Origin of the sequence: Rhodococcus baikonurensis (assembly GCF_040489275.1) — a bacterium.
In the GTDB taxonomy this organism is placed as follows: domain Bacteria; phylum Actinomycetota; class Actinomycetes; order Mycobacteriales; family Mycobacteriaceae; genus Rhodococcus_F; species Rhodococcus_F baikonurensis.
Map to the genome: position 1 here is coordinate 1 of NZ_JBEUOQ010000008.1, position 23,548 is coordinate 23,548.

At 63.5% G+C, this 23,548-nt stretch carries 21 protein-coding genes; 7 read left to right on the forward strand and 14 right to left on the reverse strand.

Annotated features, from left to right (window positions below):
* Nucleotides 1-103: 103 nt before the first annotated feature.
* From ABWI03_RS19170 to ABWI03_RS19180, 3 genes are read right to left on the reverse strand one after another with little or no spacing between them, the layout of a single operon-like run.
* The gene (locus ABWI03_RS19170) at nucleotides 104-1,387 is read right to left on the reverse strand and encodes an SPFH domain-containing protein (RefSeq protein ID WP_030536387.1); all 1,284 of its coding nucleotides are present in this window, start codon (nucleotides 1,385-1,387) and stop codon (nucleotides 104-106) included.
* The gene (locus ABWI03_RS19175; RefSeq protein WP_003944877.1) at nucleotides 1,387-1,818 is read right to left on the reverse strand and encodes an NfeD family protein; all 432 of its coding nucleotides are present in this window, start codon (nucleotides 1,816-1,818) and stop codon (nucleotides 1,387-1,389) included. The genes ABWI03_RS19170 and ABWI03_RS19175 overlap by 1 nt, the downstream gene beginning before the upstream one ends.
* Nucleotides 1,819-1,860: 42 nt before the next feature.
* Nucleotides 1,861-2,688, reverse strand: coding sequence for a DUF3097 domain-containing protein (locus tag ABWI03_RS19180; protein ID WP_298773758.1), 828 nt, complete (start codon nucleotides 2,686-2,688; stop codon nucleotides 1,861-1,863).
* Nucleotides 2,689-2,755: 67 nt separating this feature from the next.
* On the opposite strand from ABWI03_RS19180, the gene ABWI03_RS19185 reads away from it, so the two are divergent.
* Nucleotides 2,756-3,547, forward strand: coding sequence for an Rv1486c family protein (locus ABWI03_RS19185; RefSeq protein WP_095970157.1), 792 nt, complete (start codon nucleotides 2,756-2,758; stop codon nucleotides 3,545-3,547).
* Here the strand turns inward: ABWI03_RS19185 and ABWI03_RS19190 are convergent.
* Nucleotides 3,537-5,303 (reverse strand): enoyl-CoA hydratase-related protein, encoded by a 1,767-nt coding sequence (locus tag ABWI03_RS19190; RefSeq protein ID WP_298773761.1) that lies wholly within the window; start codon nucleotides 5,301-5,303, stop codon nucleotides 3,537-3,539. The genes ABWI03_RS19185 and ABWI03_RS19190 overlap by 11 nt on opposite strands.
* Nucleotides 5,304-5,484: 181 nt before the next feature.
* Nucleotides 5,485-5,976: a hypothetical protein gene (locus ABWI03_RS19195; RefSeq protein WP_095970159.1), complete on the reverse strand. Its 492-nt coding sequence runs from the start codon at nucleotides 5,974-5,976 to the stop codon at nucleotides 5,485-5,487.
* 77 nt (nucleotides 5,977-6,053) lie between these two features.
* On the opposite strand from ABWI03_RS19195, the gene ABWI03_RS19200 reads away from it, so the two are divergent.
* Both ABWI03_RS19200 and ABWI03_RS19205 read left to right on the forward strand, forming a co-directional pair.
* A complete protein-coding gene (locus ABWI03_RS19200) occupies nucleotides 6,054-6,395 on the forward strand; it encodes a metallopeptidase family protein (RefSeq protein WP_003944783.1) in 342 nt (113 codons plus the stop codon).
* 106 nt (nucleotides 6,396-6,501) lie between these two features.
* Entirely contained in the window at nucleotides 6,502-7,110 is a 609-nt protein-coding gene (locus ABWI03_RS19205; protein ID WP_296553996.1) for a transcriptional regulator, read from the forward strand.
* Nucleotides 7,111-7,113: 3 nt separating this feature from the next.
* Here the strand turns inward: ABWI03_RS19205 and ABWI03_RS19210 are convergent, their stop codons facing one another.
* The 8 genes from ABWI03_RS19210 to ABWI03_RS19245 all read right to left on the reverse strand — a co-directional run bounded on the left by ABWI03_RS19210 (nucleotide 7,114) and on the right by ABWI03_RS19245 (nucleotide 15,866).
* Nucleotides 7,114-8,166: a ferrochelatase gene (locus ABWI03_RS19210; RefSeq protein ID WP_124568680.1), complete on the reverse strand. Its 1,053-nt coding sequence runs from the start codon at nucleotides 8,164-8,166 to the stop codon at nucleotides 7,114-7,116.
* A gap of 84 nt (nucleotides 8,167-8,250) precedes the next feature.
* The gene (gene inhA / locus ABWI03_RS19215) at nucleotides 8,251-9,048 is read right to left on the reverse strand and encodes an NADH-dependent enoyl-ACP reductase InhA (protein ID WP_095970162.1); all 798 of its coding nucleotides are present in this window, start codon (nucleotides 9,046-9,048) and stop codon (nucleotides 8,251-8,253) included.
* A 57-nt stretch (nucleotides 9,049-9,105) separates the two neighbouring features.
* Nucleotides 9,106-9,855: a 3-oxoacyl-ACP reductase FabG1 gene (fabG1, locus tag ABWI03_RS19220; protein ID WP_007727875.1), complete on the reverse strand. Its 750-nt coding sequence runs from the start codon at nucleotides 9,853-9,855 to the stop codon at nucleotides 9,106-9,108.
* A 70-nt stretch (nucleotides 9,856-9,925) separates the two neighbouring features.
* Nucleotides 9,926-10,906 carry a VWA domain-containing protein gene (locus tag ABWI03_RS19225; RefSeq protein ID WP_095970163.1) on the reverse strand — a complete coding sequence of 327 codons (981 nt, stop codon included), beginning with the start codon at nucleotides 10,904-10,906 and terminating at the stop codon, nucleotides 9,926-9,928.
* Nucleotides 10,903-11,895, reverse strand: coding sequence for a DUF58 domain-containing protein (locus tag ABWI03_RS19230; RefSeq protein WP_298773765.1), 993 nt, complete (start codon nucleotides 11,893-11,895; stop codon nucleotides 10,903-10,905). Before ABWI03_RS19230 ends, ABWI03_RS19225 begins: the two co-directional genes overlap by 4 nt.
* Entirely contained in the window at nucleotides 11,892-13,106 is a 1,215-nt protein-coding gene (locus tag ABWI03_RS19235) for an AAA family ATPase (protein ID WP_435054171.1), read from the reverse strand. The genes ABWI03_RS19230 and ABWI03_RS19235 overlap by 4 nt, the downstream gene beginning before the upstream one ends.
* A gap of 152 nt (nucleotides 13,107-13,258) precedes the next feature.
* Nucleotides 13,259-14,824, reverse strand: coding sequence for an NlpC/P60 family protein (locus ABWI03_RS19240; RefSeq protein ID WP_298773926.1), 1,566 nt, complete (start codon nucleotides 14,822-14,824; stop codon nucleotides 13,259-13,261).
* A 451-nt stretch (nucleotides 14,825-15,275) separates the two neighbouring features.
* Nucleotides 15,276-15,866: an Rv1476 family membrane protein gene (locus ABWI03_RS19245; RefSeq protein WP_235172221.1), complete on the reverse strand. Its 591-nt coding sequence runs from the start codon at nucleotides 15,864-15,866 to the stop codon at nucleotides 15,276-15,278.
* 456 nt (nucleotides 15,867-16,322) lie between these two features.
* On the opposite strand from ABWI03_RS19245, the gene acnA reads away from it, so the two are divergent.
* Together acnA and ABWI03_RS19255 are read left to right on the forward strand one after the other, a co-directional pair.
* The gene (gene acnA / locus ABWI03_RS19250; RefSeq protein ID WP_019748421.1) at nucleotides 16,323-19,124 is read left to right on the forward strand and encodes an aconitate hydratase AcnA; all 2,802 of its coding nucleotides are present in this window, start codon (nucleotides 16,323-16,325) and stop codon (nucleotides 19,122-19,124) included.
* Nucleotides 19,125-19,225: 101 nt separating this feature from the next.
* Nucleotides 19,226-19,792 (forward strand): TetR/AcrR family transcriptional regulator, encoded by a 567-nt coding sequence (locus ABWI03_RS19255; RefSeq protein ID WP_003944970.1) that lies wholly within the window; start codon nucleotides 19,226-19,228, stop codon nucleotides 19,790-19,792.
* 60 nt (nucleotides 19,793-19,852) lie between these two features.
* Here ABWI03_RS19255 and ABWI03_RS19260 read toward each other — a convergent pair whose 3' ends face one another.
* Entirely contained in the window at nucleotides 19,853-21,484 is a 1,632-nt protein-coding gene (locus ABWI03_RS19260) for an ABC-F family ATP-binding cassette domain-containing protein (protein WP_003944932.1), read from the reverse strand.
* A gap of 129 nt (nucleotides 21,485-21,613) precedes the next feature.
* Between ABWI03_RS19260 and ABWI03_RS19265 the strand changes: the two genes are divergently transcribed.
* Both ABWI03_RS19265 and ABWI03_RS19270 read left to right on the forward strand, forming a co-directional pair.
* Nucleotides 21,614-22,399: an SDR family oxidoreductase gene (locus ABWI03_RS19265; RefSeq protein WP_298773770.1), complete on the forward strand. Its 786-nt coding sequence runs from the start codon at nucleotides 21,614-21,616 to the stop codon at nucleotides 22,397-22,399.
* Between the two features lie 10 nt (nucleotides 22,400-22,409).
* On the forward strand, nucleotides 22,410-23,540 hold the full coding sequence (locus ABWI03_RS19270; protein WP_298773772.1) for a lycopene cyclase family protein: 1,131 nt from the start codon (nucleotides 22,410-22,412) through the stop codon (nucleotides 23,538-23,540).
* Nucleotides 23,541-23,548 lie beyond the last annotated feature (8 nt).

Below are 23,548 nucleotides of genomic sequence, written 5' to 3' on the forward strand. Positions count from 1 at the left end.
TGGTAACTTGTGTCTTCGTCTTTGGGGCTTTTGTTGTCTTTGGACGGGGCGGGGCGCTCATCACCTAGGTGATGAGCGCCCGTCCGTTTACTCCGAAAGGTGCCTACTGGCGCTGGCCGCCCTCGGGTGGCTGCCCCTGGTACGGGTATTTCTGCTGGAAATCTTCACGCTCGGGCGGCAGCGGCAGCTGACCGGGCCACGGATTTTCACCCTGCTGCGGCAGCGCCGGATCGACGAATCCGGGCTGCTCGGGCGCACTTTCACGGCGATGCCTGACCGCAGCTGCCGGATCTTCGACGGGAGTACGTGCAGCAACTTCAGCGGCGCGGACTGCTTCCGCAATGGCCGGGTCGGACTTCGTTTCGAACCACTCTGCTACCTCGGCCGAATCGTCCTCAGGGTTGGGAAGATTCTCTTCGGCCGCCGGCGGCTCGTAACGGAAAACGCCGTCCTGACCCTGCGCGCCAAGGGTTTTCGCAAATCCCTTCAGTGCGTCCCCGAAGTCGCTGGGGACGAGCCACACCTTGTTCGCATCGCCTTGCGCCATCTGCGGCAACGTCTGAAGGTACTGGTATGCAAGCAATTCCGGAGTCGGCTTACCGGACTTGATGGCAGCAAAAACCTTCTCGATGGCCTTGGCCTCGCCTTGAGCCTGCAAGTACTTGGCCGCGCGGTCACCTTGAGCACGAAGGATCTGGGACTGACGCTCACCCTCGGCGTTCAGGATCGAGGCCTGCTTGTTGCCCTCGGCAGAAAGAATCTGGCTCTGCTTGGCGCCCTCGGCAGTCTTGATAGCGGATTCGCGATGACCTTCAGCCGTCAGAATCATCGCGCGCTTCTCGCGGTCCGCCTTCATCTGCTTTTCCATCGACTCCTGGATCGAGGGCGGCGGATCGATGCTCTTGAGCTCGACGCGGGCCACTCGCAGGCCCCAGCGACCGGTCGCCTCGTCGAGGACACCGCGAAGCTGACCGTTGATGGAATCACGCGAGGTCAACGTCTCTTCGAGGGTCATTCCGCCGACGACGTTTCGCAGCGTCGTGGTCGCCAACTGCTCGACGGCAGCGATGTAGTTGCTGATCTCGTACACCGCAGCTTGCGGGTTGGTGACCTGGAAGTACACCACCGTGTCGATGGACAGGGTCAGGTTGTCCTGGGTGATCACCGGTTGAGGCGGGAACGAGACCACCCGCTCGCGGAGGTCCACCTTGGCACGTACGCGATCGGCGAACGGGATCAAGAATGTGAGCTGCCCGGACACCGTCTTCGAATATCGGCCGAGCCGTTCGATGACCGCGGCTTCTGCCTGCGGTACCAGTGCCACCGACTTCGCGACCACCAAGATCACGAATAGCACCAACACACCGAGCACTATGAGTGCTGCCATTAAGGTCCCCTCCAGACGACTGCTGTTGCGCCGTTGATTTCCATCACCGTCACCTTGGTGCCCGGCGGGTACACCTCGGTGGTGTCGTACGGCCTGGCAGTCCACACCTCGCCGTCCAACTTGACCTGCCCGGAATGCTCGCCCACTTCTTCCAGAACCAGAGCGTGCTTACCTTCGAGTGCCTGAATTCCGGTCGGGGTCGGCGGCGGACTACCGAAGCGACGCAACATGATCGGTCGCACACCCAGGACGAGGGCGGCGGAAAAAACCCCGAACATGACGGCGTCGACCCACACCGGGAAGTCGGTGACAGCACTGACACCGGCAGTAGCGAGCGCCCCACCGGCGAGCATCAGCAGGAAGAAATCTCCCACCAAAGCTTCGGCCCCGGCGAGCACCAGTGCTCCGATCAGCCAAATAAGTGCAGCCACAACACCATCTAACCAGAGAGTGTGACCCAGGCCGCTGCTACGTCAGTTCGGCTCGGTAACGAAATCGACAAGTTGTTCGACAGCACCGATCAGCGGAGCTTCGAGATCGCGGAAGCTCTCCACCGAGTTGTAGACCCGCCGCCAACCCTCCTGAGGTGTTCCCCAGCCCAGTTCGCGACAGATTCCCGTCTTCCAATCCTCGCCGCGTGGAATCTTCGGCCAGGCAGCGATTCCGACGGACTTGGGACGCACGGCCTCCCACACGTCGATGTAGGGATGACCCGTCACCAGTACGTCAGGACCGAGGCCCTGAGTCAATTGCGTTTCCTTGGAGCCGGTGACCAGGTGATCGACCAGAACACCGACACGACGGCCGGGCCCTGGACCGAATTCGGCAAGCCTCTCCCCCAGATTGTCGAGGCCTTCGAGATGTTCGACGACCACACCTTCCACACGAAGGTCGTGACCCCACACCCGCTCGACGAGGGCAGCATCGTGAACTCCCTCCACCCAGATCCGGCTGGGCAGAGCCGTGCGAGCCCGCAAGCCTTCGACTCGCGTCGAACCCGAAGCCGACCGTGCGGGCTTGGTGGATGCGGGTTTGGGTGCCGGTCGGACCAGCGTGACCGGTGAGCCGTCGATCAGGAAAGCCGCCTCCCGCATCGCGAACAACCGCGTCCGCGAGCGCCCGTCCTCGAGTCGCACGAAATCGCCGTCGTACGTGCGCTCGAACCCGACTACCGCCCCACAGAATCCCGTCGCCGCATCTTCGACGACCAGATCACGTTCGGCTGCCACTTCGGGCGTCACGCGCTTCTGTTTACGGGTATGACCCGCAAAAATGTCACCGTATCCGTTGCCACCGCTCACGCCGGATCACGCTAGGTCACAACGCCGGGGCCGCGCATGTCGCCACGCCGAACTAAACTTCACGGTCATGAGTTCTCCCAGCGCAACCCTCACCGTGTGGGCAGCGTCATGGCTCGCCGGCGACACTGCGCCGGACGATGTCATCGATGCCCTTGCCGCGTGGGCACAGATGCACCTGATCGGGGCGGCCGATGCGGAAACCGCGGTCCGACACGATCTCGAGTGGCCGGGAGTCACGGCATCCGGTGTGTCCACTCTGCTGAGAATCGCTCGATCGGAGGCTGCCGAAATCCGCCTGGTCCTTCCCACTGCCGGTGACGTACGCGGCCTGCCGACCGGAACCGAGTTCGCACGCGCCGCGATCACAGCGGGTGAAGGGATCCAGATCGGCACCGTCGGCAAACCTGGAGTCGGTCTCGTACCGTCGAAGGAAGGCCCGGACGTCTTGCGCTGGACGGTCTTCTCCATCCCGACTGTCGCGGGCAGCGCCGACACGATCGGGCTCCGTGAAGCCGAATACGAACTGCGCCAAGCTGTTCGGGACGCAGCAGAGGTGCTCGGCGGACTTCCGACCGTTGCCACCGGAATCCCAGGCAGTGACGCGCGCACCCTGGTCGCCGAAGCGCTGCAGGCGCAGGCCGGATACCGCTGGCCGTCGACACTGTCACCGCGGCATTTGCAGGTGATCGACACCGCCGACAACGTCGCAGCCATTCTTACAGTCGCTGCGTCGACCTCGACCAATCAGGCCCCGAGCGTGTCCACCGCTCAGAAGCGCGACGACCTGCTGCGACGACTGTGGGACGTCGTTCGCACCGCTCGCGTCGCGTCGGCGAACAGCGTGTCGATCAGAGCTTGAGCACGAAATTCCGGCGCTTCTCGGCGAAGCCGTTGCGGTCCCCGAACATGTCGATCTTCATCTCCTCGAGTTCGCGCTCCTCGTAGGGCTCCACCGGATCACGTTCCAGCCGAGGACGTTTGCGCTCCAGTATCGAATCCAGCCGACCACCTTCGAGCAGGTCGGTGGCGACCTCGTTCAACCACGCCTCGAACAAATCCGGCCGCCGGGGGCCGATCGCGTCGACGAGCCCGATGTCCAACGCTCGACGGATACCGATCGGACTGCACGCGGTCAGCAGGTTGCGAGCTTGTTCCTCCCCGACACGGGCCGGAAGCGTGTACGTGTGCAGTTCCGAACCGAACAAGCCCATCGTGGCGTAATGAGGATTGAGAACCACGCCGTCCCTGGCCACGACTACGTCGGCTCCGAGCGGGAGCATGACCCCGCCGGCCCCGGCATTGCCGGTGAAGGCCGCAACCACAACCTGTTCCGTACAGGTGACGATCGCTTTCGCGATCTCGTTGATGGCCTTGATATTGGCCCACGCCTCTCCGGCTTGATCCGACGCCGCCTCGATGACGTTGAGGTGGATACCGTTGCTGAATCTGTCGTAGTCGCCCGTCAGGACAAGGATCTTTGTGTCCTGCGCGATCGCCCAACGCAGCCTGGCCGCCAGTCGCGCGCATTGCTTCGTGCTCATCGCACCGTTGTAGAAACGGAACGAGAGATAACCGATACCGCCGTCTCGGTGATAGTCGGTCTCGGGATAGCGGCTCTCCCAGACCTGTGGAACGAACACGTCCGGACGCACGACCGCGGTCGACGGAAGTTTGACATTGCCCGCGCCGACGAGCCTCGCATGTCCGATCCACACGGAGCCGGCACCGGTAGCAACACGTATTGCCTGGTGAAAGTACTCGACGATGGTGCCGGGCGCTGCATCGACGTGGGCGTCGAGGTGAGCGTCGTAGACGTAGACCCGGTCGAGCCCCAACTGAACGGCGACACCGGGAAACCCGTCGGCGGCGTTGACGGCGCGGACGATGCTCGACGCGTCCTCCTCCCAACTGAACGCGCGTTCGGACTGTTTCATGGTCGGCCGCGATCGGGCCGATGCCACCGGCCGTGCGACGCGGTCGGACGGGATCGGCTGGTAGTCGGGCGTACGGAAATGTTCGACGACCTCCGTAATGCACTCCATCGCCGCGTCGGTGACTGCCCCGTTGTACACCGAGGATTTGGTTGCACCGCTCTGGAGTTCGAACGTCCGCCACGCCCACACCGCTCCCGCGTCGAGTTCCTCGGCGGCCTGCAACGCGGTGACTCCCCAGATCGGTTCGTCATCTGCAATCGCCCAGTCCAGCGACGACGGTCCGCGATCGCCGGGCGGGCCAGGGTGAATGATGATCGTTGTCCACCGCTGCCAAACGGATTCCGGTACATAGGCTTTCAGAAACGGGCAGATGACGAGATCAAAATCTCCCGCAGATGTCGCGGCCAGCACCGCGTCCGCGTCGGCGACGACGGCTGTGCGGACGTGGTGCCCCGCCTCACGAAGAACAAGACCAGCCCGCTGCGACAGACCGTTGTCGGAGGTGACGAGAAGCAGCAGGCTCAACGGTGGCGCGGAACTCGCGCGTGGGCGTGAGCGCCGGAACAGCGCCGCCGTCGCCGCACGCAGACGGCCCCTGCCCGTTGCATTTTCGCGTAACTTCGCCGTTGCTACATCGCTGGAAAGGGCCACAGAAGTCGTGAGAGCGGCCGATTTGGGCATCGGTCTTACTTCGGGGGTCGAAACCATGGATTCCTGCTCGCATGCTCGGGTATCTGCAGCGCAGACCAGACTCCCCCCAGAGCAGGACCAACGCACCGATAGATTGATTGAGGTATTTAGGGACTCTATACCTACCGTCGGTTTGTTTCAATAGCTATTTTCAAGCAAACCACTCAATCGATCAACGCGCAGTCTTGTGATTGATCGCGATATGGCGGTCGATGCGAATATGTTCATCCAGCGTCGGGTAACGCAAACCGGTGTCCTGGCTGTATCCCTGACGGCGCAACCAATCCAGGACGTCGCCCCAGAACCAGATCCCCCCGGCAACCGAGTTGTACGGAATCGGGAAAGGAGTAGCCGCCTGCCGGACCCCTCGCACCCACTGTCCGACCGCCTGCCGCGTCACCCCCGCACGGTCGGCAATGTCCTGGCGCGACACCAGATCAGGATGTGTCCTCTGGGGCCGCACACCTGCGGCCACCAACTGGTCGACCACGGTGATCGCCGTCGTCGCTGCCCGCATGCCTTCCGAGGTGAGTGTCAGCAACTGCAGCCCGCGTCGGTCCTCGACTCTTCCGCCCAAGCTCTCTTCGATCGCCTGCTCTTGCGAGACTGTCAGCATCTGAACGATGAATGTGAATTCGTAACGGTGATAGAGATCTTCGGCCACGCCCTAAACATAGCCGTAAGCTGCACTGTTTCCACATGGACACACCCGGATCCCGCACCCGCACGCACAATGGGCAGATGATCGACGTGGACGACAGTCAGTTCGAGGACATGGTCAAGCGGGCGCTCGACAGCCTGCCGCCGAAATTGGGTGCGGAGATGGCAAACGTCGCGGTGACCGTTCAACTCGAAGGCGGACGACCGGGACTGCTCGGGCTGTATCAGGGCATCCCTCTGACCAAGAGAACCACCACGTACGCCGGCGTCCTTCCGGACCGCATCACGATCTACCGCAGGGCAATCTGTGCGATCTGCAGCACCGAAGACGAGGTGATCGAGCAAGTTCGCCGAACCGTGATCCACGAAATCGGCCACCACTTCGGGATCGGTGATCCCCGGTTGCGTGAACTCGGATGGTGACAACCGACTCATCTACAAGTCGGAAATCAGCTAGAGGTTGATAATCGGCGAATAGTCATGTCAGCTGTACCAAGCCCGCAACAATTGAACACTTACAGGAGTTCGCATGGTCAATTTGATCCAGATCGCCCCGAAGAATGCCCCGACGTTTGCGATGAGCCGACAGAAGGCCGCCGAACTGTTGGGCATCTCGGTCGACAGCGTCGCGTTTCTCCTCAAGTCCCGCTATCTCCCGGATCTGGACGCCGGTCGCTTGATCGCGATGGCCAACCAACCGTGGTTGTACACGGACGGCGACTTTCCCGTCCTGCAGCAGGGCGCGTCCGAACTTGCACCGAAGAAGATGCTGCCCGCACGTAAGTACATCGGCGAGAGCGCAGTTCACTCCGACGCCGAGTGTGTGGAAGCCAATCAGGGGCAGTGGGCGGGATTCAACGTCGACCATGTGCTCGGCGCCCGATTCCTGCCTGTGACGCTGCGCAAGTTCCCGGTGTCGGTGCTTCAGATCCACGACGTCAACGACGACGACGAAGAGCGAGTCTCGTTCGTCGCGACCCTTGCCGGGCGAGTCCGCGAACTGGGAGCGCCCAAACTCAACTACATCGACCCGTCCCTGAGCCCGGAGGATCGACAGATCGTCGAGACGCTCCTGACCTCGCGCAGTACGTCTACAGTTCCGGGGCCCTGCGGAAAGCTCAAGCAGCCGAACTCCTGACCGTCAGCGGGGGCGCTGAACAGCGGCGCAGCAGTTCACCGCACACGAGGCACCATTGGTGGTCGAGCCGAGCAGCGGCTCGACCCCCAGTCGCAGTGGTTGCTCGGCGTCGGCCAACTCCCGGACGAGCGCGGGCACCAGCTGCGCAAAACGTTGATCGCGGCCGGGTGTCGCGGCGCGCACGAAATCCATACCGAGTTCGGCTGCCTTGTCCTTGGCCTCGGTGTCCAGATCCCACACCACTTCGAGGTGATCGGAGACGAAACCGACGGGGCATACGATCACGGCGCGAACATCCTTGGCGGCCAACGTATCCAGGTGATCACAGATGTCGGGGTCCAGCCACGGAACCTGCGGCGGACCTGATCGCGATTGCCACACCAGATCGAAATCGTCGACGCCGACGGCCTCGGCCACCAACTTCGCAGCCTCGGCGACCTGTCGGCTGTAGAGGTTTCCGCCCTCTGCCGGCGGCCCTGCATTGCGGTCTGCGGCACTCGGAACCGAATGCGCCGTGAACACCAGGCGCGCAGTATCGCGAGTAGCTTCGGGCAACTCTGCGCGGGCCGCGCGCACACCGTCGGCGAACGCGCCGACGACCAGCGGATGGTCGTAGTACTGCCGAAGTTTTGTCAGCGTCGGTGCGCCGTCACCGACCGCGTCACGGGCGCGGGCGATGTCCTCGTGGTACTGCCGACATCCGGAGTAACCACCCCAGGCCGACGTGGCGAACACGGCGGCGTTGCGGACACCGTCCTCGCGCATCTTGGCAACGGTGTCCTCGACCATCGGGTGCCAGTTGCGGTTGCCGAAGTACACGGGCAGGTCGACACCGGCTGCTGCCAGCTCACCTTCGACCCGTTCGATCAGGTCTCGGTTGAGAGCGTTGATGGGAGAAACCCCACCGAAATGCATGTAGTGCTCGACGACGGCGTCGAGCCGTTCGGGTGGCACTCCCCTACCGCGAGTGACGTTTTCGAGGAACGGCCGTACGTCTTCGGGTTTTTCGGGACCGCCGAACGACAAAACGAGAAGAGCATCGAACTGCATGTCCATACTTGCGGTCATGAGTTCAATCTTGCGTGATGCCGTTCGGCGGGGGTCACCCGGGTACTCACCTGCGTAGTAGAAGGGGTGCTACTAGCCGACCATCGCGTGGAAGCCGCCGTCGACGTAGATGATCGACGCGGTCGTGCCGGGCAACCAATCCGAGAGCACGGTGCAGACGGTCTTGGCCACGGGCTCGCGATCGTCGACGTCCCAGCCGATGGGCGCAGCACCGTCCCATGCGGTGTTCAGCTTGTCCAACTCCGCGCCCGGACCGGTGCTGTCACCGGCGATGGCCTTGGCGGCCAGGGTCTTGATCGGGCCGGAGGACACCAGGTTCGAGCGGATGCCGCGGACACCGACCTCTTTGGCCACGTAACGGTTGACGGCCTCGAGGGTTGCCTTGGAGACACCCATCCAGTTGTAGAAGGGCATTGCGCGTGCCGGATCGAAATCCATTCCGACGATGGACGCGTTGTCGTTGAGCACCGGCAGCAATGCCTTGGCCAGTGCGCTGTACGAGTATGCGGACACCTCGAGTGCGACCGCCACGTCTTCCCACGGCGCGTCCATGAACGGGCTGCCCAGGCAGGAACGGGGAGCGAAGCCGATCGAGTGGACCACGCCGTCGATACCCTCGGGAGCCAGCTCGCGCACGCGCTCGGCGAGAGTTGAGAGATCCTCCGAGCTCTGGACGTTGAGCGAGATTGCCGGCGGCACGGGCTGCGGCAGGCGCTGGGCGATGCGGTCGATGAGGCGCAGACGATCGAATCCGGTGATCAGCACCTTCGCGCCCTGCTCCTGCGCGACCTTGGCCACGTGGAACGCGATCGACGAATCGGTGATGATGCCGGTGACAAGAATGGTCTTACCCTCGAGCAAACCGCCCATGAGATGTCCTCCTGATTTCAGACGTACGAGAAAGGTGTGCGTGTGCGAAAAAGCGGGTCAGTGCCCCATGCCGAGTCCGCCGTCGACGGGGATGACCGCACCCGAGACGTAAGCCGAATCGTCCGAGGCGAGGAAACTGACTACTGCTGCAACATCTTCCGGCTTTCCGGTGCGTTGCAACGGGATGAACTCGGTGGCCTTGTCCTTGACGTCGTCGCCCAGGGCGGCAGTCATGTCGGTCTCGATGAACCCGGGAGCGACGACGTTGGCGGTGATCGAGCGCGACCCGAGTTCCCTTGTCAGGGAACGTGCGATACCGACGATGCCGGCCTTGGACGCGGCGTAGTTGACCTGCCCGGCTTGACCTGCCAGGCCTACGACCGAACCGAGGAAGATGAACCGTCCGAAGCGCGCGCGCAGCATCGAACGGGTTGCGCGCTTGGAGAGGCGGAACGTTCCGGTGAGGTTCGCGTCGACGACGCTCGTGAACTGCTCTTCGCTCATCCGCATGATCAGTGTGTCGTCGGTGACGCCGGCATTGGCGACGATGACCTCGACCGGGCCCTGGTGCGCCTCGACCTCTTTGAACGCACGGTCGATCGACTCGGTGTCGGTGACGTCGCAGACGACGCCGAACAACCCTTCGGGGACGCCGGAACCGCGATGTGTGACGGCTACCTTGTGACCGTCCGCAGCGAGTCGCTGAGCGACGGCCAAGCCGATTCCGCGGTTGCCGCCGGTGACGAGCACCGAGCGCGGTGTGGTGACGGTCCGTTCGGAAACCACTGTCGTGGGAGGGGTAGACATGGCGATCAACCTATCAATTCTCTGCGAGCCGCGTACCAGCGGTATTTGGACAATTCGGAACTGCTCACGATCAAGGCAAACGCTGCCTGCGTACCAGGGCAATCGTCAGACCAGCGGTCGCGAAGACTACGCCGAGGATCAGCCACGGTCGGCTCGCGTCGCCGCGTGTCGTCTCGAAACCGATCTGCTCTTCGAGCGTGTCGTAGACCTGGCGCAGTTCTTCGAGGCTCGATGCCGTGAAGAAACTTCCGCCGGAAAGGTTGGCGATCTCCTTCAGTGACGCGTCGTCGACCGGGACGGGGATTCGGTCACCTTCGATCTCGACGCGGCCGTAGGTCGTTCCGAAGGAAATGGTCGAGATCGGCACGCCCTTGTCCTTGGCCTGACGGGCAGCAGTGAATCCACCCCGCGGATCGTCCGAGTTCTCGGGAACGGTCTGCTTCCCGTCGGACAGCAACACGATGCGCGCCGGAGGCGCCTGATCGCTACCGCCGAGAACAGCCGACAGCGTGTCGATCGACTGCAGGGAGGTGAAGATCGCTTCGCCCGTCGCCGTCCGCTCACTGAGCTTGAGGTTGTCGATCGCGACCTTCGTCGCGTCACGATTCGTGGTGGGCGACACCAGAACCGACGCTGTTCCGGCAAATGCGACCAACCCGAGGTTGATTCCGGGTGTCAGACCGTCGGCAAACGACTTTGCTGCTTCCTGCGCTGCTGCCAATCGCGTCGGTTCGACGTCGGTGGCCTGCATCGACAGCGACACGTCGATCACGAGGATGACGGTGGCACGGTTTCGCGGGACCTTCTTGTCCGCCGTCGGACCGGCAAGGGCGACAGTGAAGAACACCAACGCGACGACCATCAGAATCGCCGGAATATGACGCCACCTGCCGGGCCGAGAAGGCGCCACCTTCTCCAGCAGTGCGAAGTTCGTGAACCGAAGTGTGTGCTTGGCCCGCTGCTTCTGCACGAGGACGTAACCGACCACCAACGCGGCGATGACAGCGAGGAACAGCAGCCACCACGGTGCGGTGAATTGAGAAAGACTCACGAACGAACGCCCCCAGTTCCGGCGCCGGCACCATAACTGTGGCGGCGTGCCGAGATGAATCTCACGACGTCGGCGATCCAGTCCCTGTCGGTGTGCAGAGACATGAGCGGTGCGCCGCAGCGACGAAGAGCTTGCCTGACCTCGACGCGGTGCTCGGCGGCGACTCTGGCGAAGTCGGCGCGTAGTTGCGGCGTCGTGGTGAATTCTCTGGTCCGGCCGGACTCGGGATCGTGGAGCACCACGTCGCCGACGTCCGGAAGTTCGAGGTCGCGCGGGTCCACCACTTCGACGCCGAGCACGTTGTGTCGTCCCGAAATGGCGCGCAGCGACCGTTCCCAGTCGATCGGTCCGAGGAAGTCACTGATCACCACCGCGAGTCCGCGCCGACGCTGTGGGCGTCTGAGTGCTTCGATCGCACCGACCAGATCACCGCGTACCCCGTCCGGAGCGTGCGGAGTCGTCGCGATCTTGCGGAGCATCGCCTGTGCGTGAATTCGCCCACCGCGGGCCGGAATTCGAGTTGTCTGAGCTCCGGTCGAGATGATGGCGCCGACGCGGTTACCGCCCGAACTGGTCAGGTGCGTGATGGCTGCGGCTGCGGCCACAACCAGGTCGCGCTTCTCGCATCCGGCGGTCCCGAAGTCTAGACTTGCGGACAGGTCGATGACGAGCCACGTCTCGAGCTCACGATCTGCGACCGACTGGCGCACGTGCGGGTGCGTCGTCCGGGCGGTGACGGACCAATCCATCTGCCGTACGTCGTCTCCCGGCTGATACTCGCGAGCATCCCCCGGTTCCGAACCCGGGCCGGGAATCAGGCCGAGATGGTCGCCGTGCAGCACACCGTCGAGACGACGACGAACCGTCAGCTCGAGGGTGCGCAGCGCGGCGGTGAGTTTGGGATCGCTGAGCTCGCCGGATCGGAACGACGGCGGAGAACCGGTGGATCCGGCGGGTGTCGCCTGGCCACCGTCGCGGCCATCGGTCACTGCGGGCGACTCATCGTCTCAGCGGTCGCGATCGGCGCGCCGTTTCCCTGTGGATTGGCTGTTCCCTGTGGAGTGGCTGTGCCCTGTGGAGTGACCGGGCCCTGTGCATTGAATTGGGGTGCTTGCGGTGCGCCTTGCTGAGGCGGACCGGGAACGGTCGGAACCGGCCGCGCGGCGATCTGAGGCAGTCCGACGGTCTGCAGCACCCGAGCGATGACGGCGTCGGGAGTCACCTCGTCGGCCATGGCGTCGTAGGAAAGAACGAGACGGTGACGCAACACGTCCGGGATCACCTCGATGACGTCCTGCGGCACGACGTAGTCGCGGCCACGGACGAGAGCGAGGGCCCGCGACGCGGCGATGATGCCGAGCGTCGCGCGGGGTGAGGCACCGTACGCGATCCAGCCTGCAACGTCCTCGAGTCCGACCTCACGAGGCGTGCGCGTAGCGGCGATCACTCGGACCACGTAGTCGACCAGCGCGTGATGGACGAAGACATTGCTGGCGACGCGTTGAAGCCTGACCAACTCCTCCGGACCGAGGATCTGGTGCGGCTCCGGGGCCGCGACGCCCATCCGGTAGACGATTTCGCGTTCTTCCTCCACCGTCGGGTAGTCGACGAGGATCTTGAACAGGAAGCGGTCGCGCTGCGCTTCGGGCAGCGGGTAGACGCCCTCGTTCTCGATGGGGTTCTGCGTCGCCATCACCAGGAACGGGTCGGGCATGTGGTAGCGCTTGCCACCGATCGAGACGTGGCGCTCCGCCATCACCTCGAGGAGCGCGGACTGCACCTTGGCCGGAGCACGGTTGATCTCGTCGGCCAGGACGAAGTTTGCGACGACGGGTCCGAGTTCGGTGTCGAACTCTTCACGGCCCTGACGGTAGATGCGCGTGCCGATGAGGTCGGTGGGCACCAGGTCGGGGGTGAACTGCACGCGGGAGAACGAACCGCCGACGACCTTCGCGAAAGTCTCGACAGCCAGCGTCTTGGCGACACCGGGGACGCCTTCGAGGAGGACGTGCCCCTTGGCGAGAAGTCCGACGAGAATGCGCTCGACCAGCCGGTCCTGCCCGACGATGACTCGCTTGACCTCGTAGATCGCTCGTTCCAAGGTCTGAACGTCGGCTGCCAGGGAAGGTGCTGCTCCGTCCGCACTTCCGCTCGCCTTGCTTACGTCGACCGTTCCGACCGAATCTTCACGTGAGGTCACCAAGAATCCATCGCTTTCACCTAGAAAAGTACCGACAGTAACGTGTTCCCCGTCAACTATTCCAGGTAGTTGCGCTCGATGCCGTAACACCACGTCGGGAACTTGATACTTCTCCCGTCAATGCCGGCATCAGTGTTCTGACGATGCAGCGATCAGGACACCAGTCGGACGGCGTACGGCGTCATTCCACCCCAGCGAACCGGGGAGACCATGACACTCGAACCGGACTGCGGCGCCTCGAGCATCTGCCCGTTACCGAGGTAGAGCGCCACGTGTTGGCTGGCATTGGGACCGTAGAAGATCATGTCGCCGCGTTTCATCTCCGACGACGGAACCTGTGTGCCCGCGGTGTACTGATAGCCGGTGTAGTGCGGCAGCGAGATGCCGATACCGGCAAAGGCGTAAATCATCAGCCCCGAGCAGTCGAAACCGACCTTGTTGAAGTCGCCGTAACTGTCTGCGACGCCGCCGTCACGGATGCCTCGCGTCGGCCCGTTCTCGTCGCCGCCGCCCCAGGCGTACTGCACGCCGAGCTGAGACATTCCACGATCGATGACGGATTCGATTGCAGCGCTTCCGGTGACGGAAGGCTTCGGCGTGCTGGGCTTCGGTGTCGTCGGCTTGGGAGTGGTGGGCTTGGGTGTGGTGACCGTTTCCTCTTCGGTGCCGGTCTCTTCGTCCGTGCCGGTTTCTTCGTCGGTCCCGGTTTCTTCGTCGGTCCCGGTCTCCTCGTCCGTCCAGGTGTCGTCGTCGTCCGGGATGACGGTCGGAGTCGGGTCTTCGACTGCGGTGTGCGGGCGCTGAGCCGCTGCCAGTGCCGCAGCTCGATCCTTGGCTGCCTGGTCGGCTGCTGCGCGGGCGGCCGCTTGTGCGGCAGCTTCCTTGGCGGCGGCTTCGAGAGCCTTCTGGTGAGCTTCCTCGGCGCGACGCTGTTCGTCCCACGTCGCGTACGCCTGGCGTTGGCCCTGCAAGCCGGCGACTGCGTTTCGGGCGGCGTCGAGCTGGGCCTGAGCGGAGTTGCGCTCGGCTTCGATCGCGGCTTTCTTGGCTACCTGCTGGTCGAGGGCGTTGCGTGCGATCTGAATCGCCTGCTCGGCCAGATCCTTCAGCTGGGCGGCTACCTCGGCGGCGGCGTCGGCCTGCTGCTTCGCCTGGCGGGTCGCGGAGTCCTTGTTCGCCTGCTCGGTACGTGCTCGCTGAAGACCGTCGAGCACTGCGCTCTGCGTGTTGGCGAGAAGTTTGAGTACCTGTGCACGGTCGAGAACGTCGCCCGGGCCCTTGGCGTCGAGGAATGACGAGATGGACGCGGTGTTGGTGCCCTTGACGTAGCTCGAGCGTGCGTACTTGTCGAAGTCCGTCTGAGCGACCTCGATCTGCGCCGAGGCGTCCTTCAGAGCTTGTTTGGTGACGCCGACGGCCTGCGCCGCGGTGTCTGCGGCGCCGCGAGCGTTCTGCAGATCCACGAGCGTCTTGTTGACGTCTTCACGCTTGATCGCGACTTCGTTGTCGAGTGCCGACAACTGTTCGTTGGCCGATGCGACTTGATTGATGAGCGCGCTGACGGTGCCGACGCTCGACGAGACCTGCGAATCGGCCGCAGCGATGTCCGAGTCACTCGGATTCGGCGGCGGTGGAGGTACGGCCGAGGACATGGCCGGCGTTCCGACGATCAGGGAGCCGACGACGCCGAATCCGATGACCAGTTGCGCCAGGCGCATCGACTTACGGGAAGGACCACGACGGGACTTGCCGCCACGTGTTACTTGCCTCACAAATAACTCTCCCTCGCGTGTAACGCCACGGCCCGCTGGGTCGCCGATCCGTGCGGGGAGGGAATGCGCAGACCAAGCACCGGTCGCCCACAGCCCGAGAGCTGCTCGTCGACCCGGGCGTGCCGTCACAACGCCACTGTCGACACCTCGGGAACAAGGCAACCGACAAGTACGCGTCGAACAACATCAGCCTGTCTGCGACACTTCTTCCCCAAAAAGTGCCAGTTGTACCGTACGACACTCAAGCGTTCTTTGGAAACTTTAGCCACAAATAACACAAACGGTATTTGAGCTGGTCGAATGGCATGCAGACACCAAAAAGGGCAGGTACTCACTGCAAACAGCGGTGAGTACCTGTTTTCGACGAGTTACTGAAAATCTCGCAAAAGGACCAAGGTCAGACGGAATCGGCCCGGTGGTCGGACGGTGTCGCGGTCTCTGACGTTGACGCGGTATGTCTGGTTTGCGTATTTTCCGGTCCGCGCCGCCACTTCACGGCAAAGGTGATCCCGGCAATAACCGCCACCACTGCGATGACAAGGACCGTGTACAGCGTCCACGGCGGACCTGGCGCCACGATCTCGTGCGAGAAGCGGTCCGCGGTCACGCTCGCGCTTTCGCCGAAAGATCGGTCCTGTGCAGTTTCGAGCTGTACGCGACTGATCGAGTCGCTGTAGCTACCCATCCAGTCAGGGCTCAGAACGAGAACCGTGCCGCCTTCGGTTTTGCCGACTGTCGTGGCCAGATCGCGAAGATCGGACGGCCGGCCCGGATTCGCGTCGACGACCACGACGCTCAAGTCGACACCACGTTCACGAGCGTCGGTCACCACCGCAGTCAGCCCCGATACATCGGATTCTGGGGCGGAGACACCGTCCGTCGAAATGTCCGCGAGCACGTCGTCGAGATCGACGTCCGACGGAACGGCGACGTGCAACGGGGACTTCACGTGCACAGGCGCAAAAGCGTGATTGGTAGGAGCAGACATCTCTCATCCGGGTGCTGTTCGGATTCCGTCCACCGCTGAGATGCGGGGAGTTCTTCCGAGGTCGTTTTTCGGCGGCCGACCCGCGACGGGCCTGCATGCACCCTACTTCAGGTCGACTGCCACCAGGCGTCACACACAACCGCCGCGCGTGCCGCCCGAGCGGTAGCTGTGGGTGCGGTCACCCAGCCAAGCCTGCGTTGCGCAGGCCCCCGGTCTGCATGAAGATTGTTTCGGTCAACTTGCCCTGAATTCTCACAGGACAAGCGTACTGTTAGACTTGGACCAAGAGGTACCACCGGTCAGGACGGGTTCTACTGCAGCTCCGATGTTCGGACAGTTCTCACGCGAACTGTGCGATTGGCGTGAGCTACGGAGGATCTTCCCGGCCGAAGTACCTCGCTTCAGCTGCCGACACAGCCCCGTCGGTAGCGACCCTCATAGACGAGTGGAGCAGACGTGAGCACCAGTATCGATTCATTCGGAGCCAAGGGAACCCTCGAGGTCGGTGAGAACTCTTACGAGATCTTCCGCCTCTCGGCCGTCCCCGGCACCGAGAAATTGCCCTATTCCTTGAAGGTTCTCGCCGAGAACCTTCTCCGCACCGAAGACGGTGCCAACATCACCGCGGATCACATCCGCGCAATCGCAAGCTGGGATCCCTCGGCCGAGCCGAGCATCGAAATCCAGTTCACGCCTGCCCGCGTGATCATGCAGGACTTCACCGGCGTTCCTTGCATCGTCGACCTCGCCACCATGCGTGAGGCCGTCACCACCCTCGGCGGCGACCCGAACAAGGTCAACCCGCTCTCCCCCGCCGACATGGTCATCGACCACTCGGTCATCCTCGACGTCTTCGGCCAGGCCGACGCACTCGAGCGCAACGTCGACCTCGAATACGAGCGCAACGGCGAGCGTTACCAGTTCCTCCGTTGGGGCCAGGGCGCATTCGACGACTTCAAGGTCGTCCCCCCGGGAATGGGCATCGTCCACCAGGTCAACATCGAGTACCTGGCGCCCACCGTCATGTCCCGTAACGGACAGGCATACCCCGACACCTGTGTCGGCACCGACTCGCACACCACGATGGTCAACGGCCTCGGCGTGCTCGGCTGGGGCGTCGGCGGCATCGAGGCCGAGGCAGCAATGCTCGGCCAGCCCGTCTCCATGCTGATCCCCCGCGTTGTCGGCTTCAAGCTCTCCGGTGAGATCAAGCCCGGCGTCACCGCAACCGACGTCGTGCTCACCGCCACCGAGATGCTTCGCAAGCACGGCGTCGTCGGCAAGTTCGTCGAGTTCTACGGCAACGGTGTTGCCGAGGTTCCGCTCGCGAACCGCGCGACACTGGGCAACATGAGCCCCGAATTCGGTTCCACCGCAGCGATCTTCCCGATCGACGCCGAGACCATCGAATACCTGCGCCTCACCGGCCGCAGCGACGAGCAGCTCGCTCTCGTCGAGGCGTACGCCAAGGAACAGGGCTTGTGGCACAACCCCGACAAGGAGCCTGTCTTCTCGGAGTACATCGAGCTTGATCTGGGAACCGTTGTTCCCTCGATCGCCGGCCCGAAGCGCCCGCAGGACCGAATCCTGTTGTCGGAGTCCAAGACTGCGTTCCGCAAGGACATCCACAACTACGTGGAAGAGAACTACCCGACCGAGCACACCCAGCTCGACGAGGCAGTCGAGGAATCCTTCCCGGCTTCCGATCCCGCGGTTCTGTCGTTTGCCGACGACGGAGCGGTCGACGTTCTCTCCGCTGCCAACGGTGCAGAAGGCCGTCCGAGCAAGCCGGTCGTCGTCAAGTCCGACGCCGGTGAGTTCGTTCTCGACCACGGCGCCGTCGTTGTTGCAGGTATCACCTCCTGCACCAACACGTCCAACCCGTCGGTCATGCTCGGTGCTGCACTGCTCGCACGCAACGCCGTCGAAAAGGGCCTCGCCACCAAGCCGTGGGTCAAGACCAACATGGCTCCCGGTTCGCAGGTCGTCACCGACTACTACGAGAAGGCCGGCCTGTGGCCGTACCTCGAGAAGCTCGGCTACTACCTCGGCGGTTACGGCTGCACCACGTGCATCGGTAACACCGGACCGCTGCCCGAGGCAGTCTCGAAGGCCATCAACGACAACGACCTCTCGGTCACCGCGGTGCTCTCGGGTAACCGTAACTTCGAGGGACGCATCTCCCCCGACGTCAAGATGAACTACTTGGCTTCCCCGCCGCTCGTGATTGCCTACGGCCTCGCCGGAACCATGGACTTCGACTTCGAGACCGATTCGCTCGGTAACGACACCGACGGAAACCCCGTCTACCTCAAGGACATCTGGCCGTCCACGCAGGAAATCGAAGAGACGATCAAGTCCTCGATCGACCAGGACATGTTCCGCAAGTCGTACGCAACCATCTTTGCGGGCGACAGCCGCTGGCAGAACCTCGAAACCCCGAAGGGTGACACCTTCGAGTGGGACGTGAACTCCACCTACGTGCGGAAGCCACCGTACTTCGACGGCATGACGATGGATCCGGCTCCGGTCAAGGACATCAAGGGCGCTCGCGTCCTCGCACTGCTCGGCGACTCGGTCACCACCGACCACATCAGCCCGGCAGGTCCGATCAAGGTCGGTACCCCCGCTGCGCAGTACCTCGACTCCCACGGCGTCGAGCGTGCGGATTACAACTCGCTCGGATCGCGTCGCGGTAACCACGAGGTCATGATTCGCGGAACGTTCGCGAACATCCGTCTGCGCAACCAGCTCCTCGACGACGTCTCCGGTGGATACACCCGCGACTTCACGCAGGAAGGCGCACCGCAGGCATTCATCTACGACGCGTCGCAGAACTACCAGGCAGCCGGCATCCCGCTGGTCGTCCTGGGCGGCAAGGAGTACGGCTCCGGATCCTCGCGTGACTGGGCAGCCAAGGGCACCAGCCTGCTCGGCGTCAAGGCCGTCATCACCGAGTCGTTCGAGCGCATCCACCGCTCCAACCTCATCGGCATGGGCGTTGTCCCGCTGCAGTTCCCGGTCGGCGAGTCCGCAGGTTCGCTCAAGCTCGACGGCACCGAGACCTTCGACATCGAAGGTGTCGAGAAGCTCAACGAGGGCGTCACCCCGAAGACCATGAAGGTCACGGCGACGCGCGAGAACGGCGAGAAGGTCGTGTTCGACGCAGTCGTACGCATCGATACCCCCGGCGAAGCGGATTACTACCGCAACGGTGGCATCCTGCAGTACGTGCTTCGCAACATGATCCGGGGCTAGTCAACCGAGCCCTGCTTTAACCCACGTGGCGGACTCAGCGAGGTGCTGAGTCCGCCACGTGCGTTCGGAGCACAAAGAAAGCGCGAGACGAGGACAACAACGTGCCCAAGGTCAGTGAAGACCATCTCGCGGCACGGCGCAGTCAGATCCTTGACGGCGCCCGCCGCTGCTTTGCGGAATACGGCTACGACGGCGCCACAGTTCGCCGTCTCGAAGAAGTCACCGGCTTGTCCCGAGGAGCGATCTTTCATCACTTCAAGGACAAGGACGGCCTGTTCCTCGCTCTCGCAAGCGAGGATGCGAGCCGGATGGCAGATGTCGTCGCCGAAGAGGGCCTCGTCCAGGTCATGCGGGACATGCTCGCGCAGCCCGATCAATTCGACTGGCTGGGAACGCGACTGGAGATAGCGCGTCGACTGCGCAACGACGCCGATTTCCGCGAGAAGTGGTCACAGCGCTCTGTAGAACTGACGGAAGCGACCAGTGCGCGTCTCGCCCGACAGAAATCGGCAGGCCGACTCCGTGACGACGTTCCCACCGAAATCCTGATCGGGTACCTGGATCTGGTGATGGACGGCCTGGTCGCGAGAATCGCCTCCGGCCACGGTGTCGACAACCTGTCAGCTGTTCTCGATCTGGTCGAGGAATCGGTGCGGCGGAGAGATTGAGGAGCTTCGCCCCTGTGAGTGGTTGAGGAGTGCGGGGACTCCCTAACCACTCACAGGGGGTCAGGCGAGCTGGATCAGCTCGAGGTACTCCTGCGACCAGTGGTCCTCGTTGCCGTCGGGCAGGAGGATGACGCGCTCGGGGTTCAGTGCCTCGGCAGCACCCGGATCGTGAGTGACCAGGACGACGGCGCCGGTGTAGCTGCGGAGCGCGTCGAGCACCTGCTCGCGTGAGATCGGGTCCAGGTTGTTGGTGGGCTCGTCGAGAAGCAGAACGTTCGCAGCGGACGACACCAGACCGGCCAGGGCCAGACGTGTCTTCTCACCACCCGAGAGCGTTCCGGCCGGCTGTTCGAGTTGCGGGCCGGTGAACATGAAGGCACCGAGCAGCGACCGCAGTTCCTGCTCCCCCGTATCCGGGGCGGCGTGGCGGATGTTCTCCCACACGGACGCGTCGTCGTCGAGGGTGTCGTGCTCCTGAGCGAAGTAGCCGACCTTGAGTCCGTGACCGGCGATCAGCTCACCCGCGTCTGCCTTCTCCGCACCCGCGAGAATGCGGAGAAGCGTGGTCTTACCTGCACCGTTGAGTCCGAGGATGACCACACGAGAACCGCGGTCGATCGCAAGATCGACACCGGTGAAGATCTCGAGCGAGCCGTACACCTTGGTGAGGTTCTTGCCCATCAGCGGCGTCTTGCCACAAGCGGCGGGTTCGGGGAAACGAATACGCGCAACCTTGTCCGAGACACGTTCGGCATCGAGGTTGGCCATCAATTTGTCGGCTCGCTTGGCCATGTTCTGAGCCGCGACGGCCTTGGTTGCCTTCGCGCCCATCTTCGCTGCCTGAATGCGCAGCGCGCCGGCCTTCTTCTCGGCATTCGCACGCTCACGGCGGCGACGCTGCTCGTCCGTGGCGCGGGCGTCGAGGTACTTCTTCCAGTTCATGTTGTAGACGTCGGCCTCACCGCGGACGGCATCGAGGAACCACACACGGTTGACGACGTCGTTGAGCAGGTCGACGTCGTGGCTGATGACCACCAGTCCACCCTCGTGGTTCTGGAGGAATCCACGCAGCCAGGTGATGGAGTCGGCGTCGAGGTGGTTGGTGGGCTCGTCGAGAAGCAGAGTCGTGTCCGAGCGGGCACCGCTGCCGTCGGAGGCGGCAAAGAGGATTCGCGCCAGTTCGACACGACGCCGCTGACCGCCGGACAGCGTGCTGAGCGGCTGCCCGAGAATACGGTCTTCGAGGCCGAGGCTGCTGGTGATACGTGCGGCTTCGCTTTCGGCTTCGTATCCGCCGAGGGCCGAGAATCGATCTTCGAGCTGGCCGTACTTCTTGACCGCGCGGTCCTGCGATTCCTGATCGAGCACCTCGCCCATCAGAATCTGCTGCTTCTCCATCTCGCGGAGCATCGTGTCGAGGCCGCGTGCGGAGAGAACCCGGTCCTTGGCGAGGACGCTCAGGTCGCCCTCCTTGGGGTCCTGCGGGAGGTATCCGAGTTCACCGGTGCGTACGACGCTTCCCGCGTATGCCTCACCTTCACCGGCGAGGATGCGCAGTGTGGTCGTCTTACCGGCTCCGTTACGTCCGACGAGACCGATCCGGTCGCCCGGCTGGATGCGCAGCGAAGGCCCGGGAGCTGTGAGAAGGGTGCGGACACCGGCACGAACTTCGAGGTCAGTGGCGGTAATCAAGCAAACTCCTCAGGAAAAACGACGAATACGGGTAAACAATGCCTGACTACAGACACAAGAACTATCGATTTTACCGTGACCTGACGGTCGTTCCGACCAGCAGCGTGTGAGTCCGCTAACGTTCGGGACATGACTAGCGAAAACAGCACTCGTCCTCGCGACCTCGAAGGCCGCTCCGCCATCGTCACCGGCGCAAGTCGCGGAATCGGCAAAGCTGTCGCCGCCGAGCTCCTCGCTCGCGGCGCTGACGTCTTGATCACAGCCCGCAAGGCGGAGCCTCTCGAGGCCGCTGCAACCGAACTGTCCGCTCTGGGGCGCGGCGGCAAGGTCGTCGCATTCGCGGGGAACGCTGCCGATGCCGAAGCCCGCTCCGGTGCCGTCGACCGTGCTGTCGCCGAGTTCGGTTCACTCGACATTCTGGTCAACAACACCGGCATCAATCCGGTCTTCGGTTCGCTCATGGAGGCGGACCTCGACGCCGTACGCAAGATCTTCGACGTGAACGTGGTTGCCGCCCTGGGCTACGTCCAGCAAGCGCATCGGGCATGGATGGGAGAACACGGTGGAGCCGTCGTGAACCTGGCCAGTGTGGCCGGGATCCGATCGACGGGCGTCATCGCGGCGTACGGAGCGTCGAAAGCTGCGCTCATCCGGTTGACGGAAGAACTGGCCTGGCAACTGGGACCGAAGATTCGTGTCAATGCCGTAGCTCCCGGGATCGTCAAGACGCAGTTCGCGGCAGCCCTGGTCGCTGCAGGCGAGGACAAGGCGTCGGCGGGCTACCCGATGAAGCGACTGGGCACCCCCGAAGACGTCGCCGGTCTGGTCGGCTTCCTGGTCTCCGACGCGGCGGCATGGATCACGGGTGAAACCGTGCGCGTCGACGGCGGCCTACTCGCGACGGGATCGATGTAGTGCGCCGATCATGAGCACAGGCAACTCCTCCGCAGACGTGGTGATCGTCGGCGGAGGGCCGGCGGGGCGGGCGCTCGCGACCCGCTGTATCGCCCGGCAACTCGCGGTCGTCATCGCCGATCCGCATCCTCGTCGGGTGTGGACTCCGACGTATTCGGCGTGGGCGGACGAACTGCCGTCGTGGCTGCCGGACGAGGTGATCGCGAGCCGAATCCAACGTCCGAGTGTGTGGGCCGAGGAGCAGAAAACGCTTGATCGCGCATATTGCGTATTGAATACATCATCACTGCAATTATTTCTCTCGGATACATCCGCACAGTTCAGAGCCTTGACTGCCAGAACACTGTCCCCCAACAGCGTTGTCTGCACCGACGGAACCCAGCTGACGGGTTCCGTCGTCGTCGACGCTCGAGGCACCGATCTCACGGTGACAACCGCGCAGCAGACCGCCTTCGGAGTGATCGTCGACCGCGCCCTGACAGCTCCGATTCTGGGCGGCGGCGAAGCCTGGTTCATGGACTGGCGAAGAGACAACGGCACCTCCGACGCCGACACTCCGTCGTTTCTCTATGCAGTCCCACTCGACGACGAACGAGTCCTCCTCGAGGAGACCTGCCTCGTCGGCCGGCCGGCGTTGGGGTTGCGCGAACTCGAAGCACGTCTGCGCACCCGACTTCACAATCGGGGCTGCGAAGTCCCCGAGGACGCGCCGGTCGAGCGAGTCCGTTTCGCAGTCGAAGGCCCGAAGGACTCGTCCCCCGGCGATGTCCTCCGTTTCGGCGGGCGAGGCGGTCTGATGCATCCGGGAACCGGATACAGCGTTGCTACCTCACTCGCCGAGGCGGACGCGGTCGCTGAAGCAATCGCCGACGGTGGGGATCCGGAGGCGGCGCTCTGGCCCCGCTCGGCCAAGGGGGTGGCTGCTCTTCGCCGCGTTGGCCTGAATGCACTTCTCACCCTCGACCCAGCTGAGGTCGCGACATTCTTCGACAGGTTCTTCGATCTACCGGTCGAGGCTCAGCGGTCCTACCTCTCCGATCGGCGGGACGCGGCTGCGACCGCGAAGGTGATGGCAACCCTGTTCCGGACGTCGCCGTGGCATGTTCGAAAGACGTTGATGCGCGCACCCTTTCTGCGGTGAGCAATGAG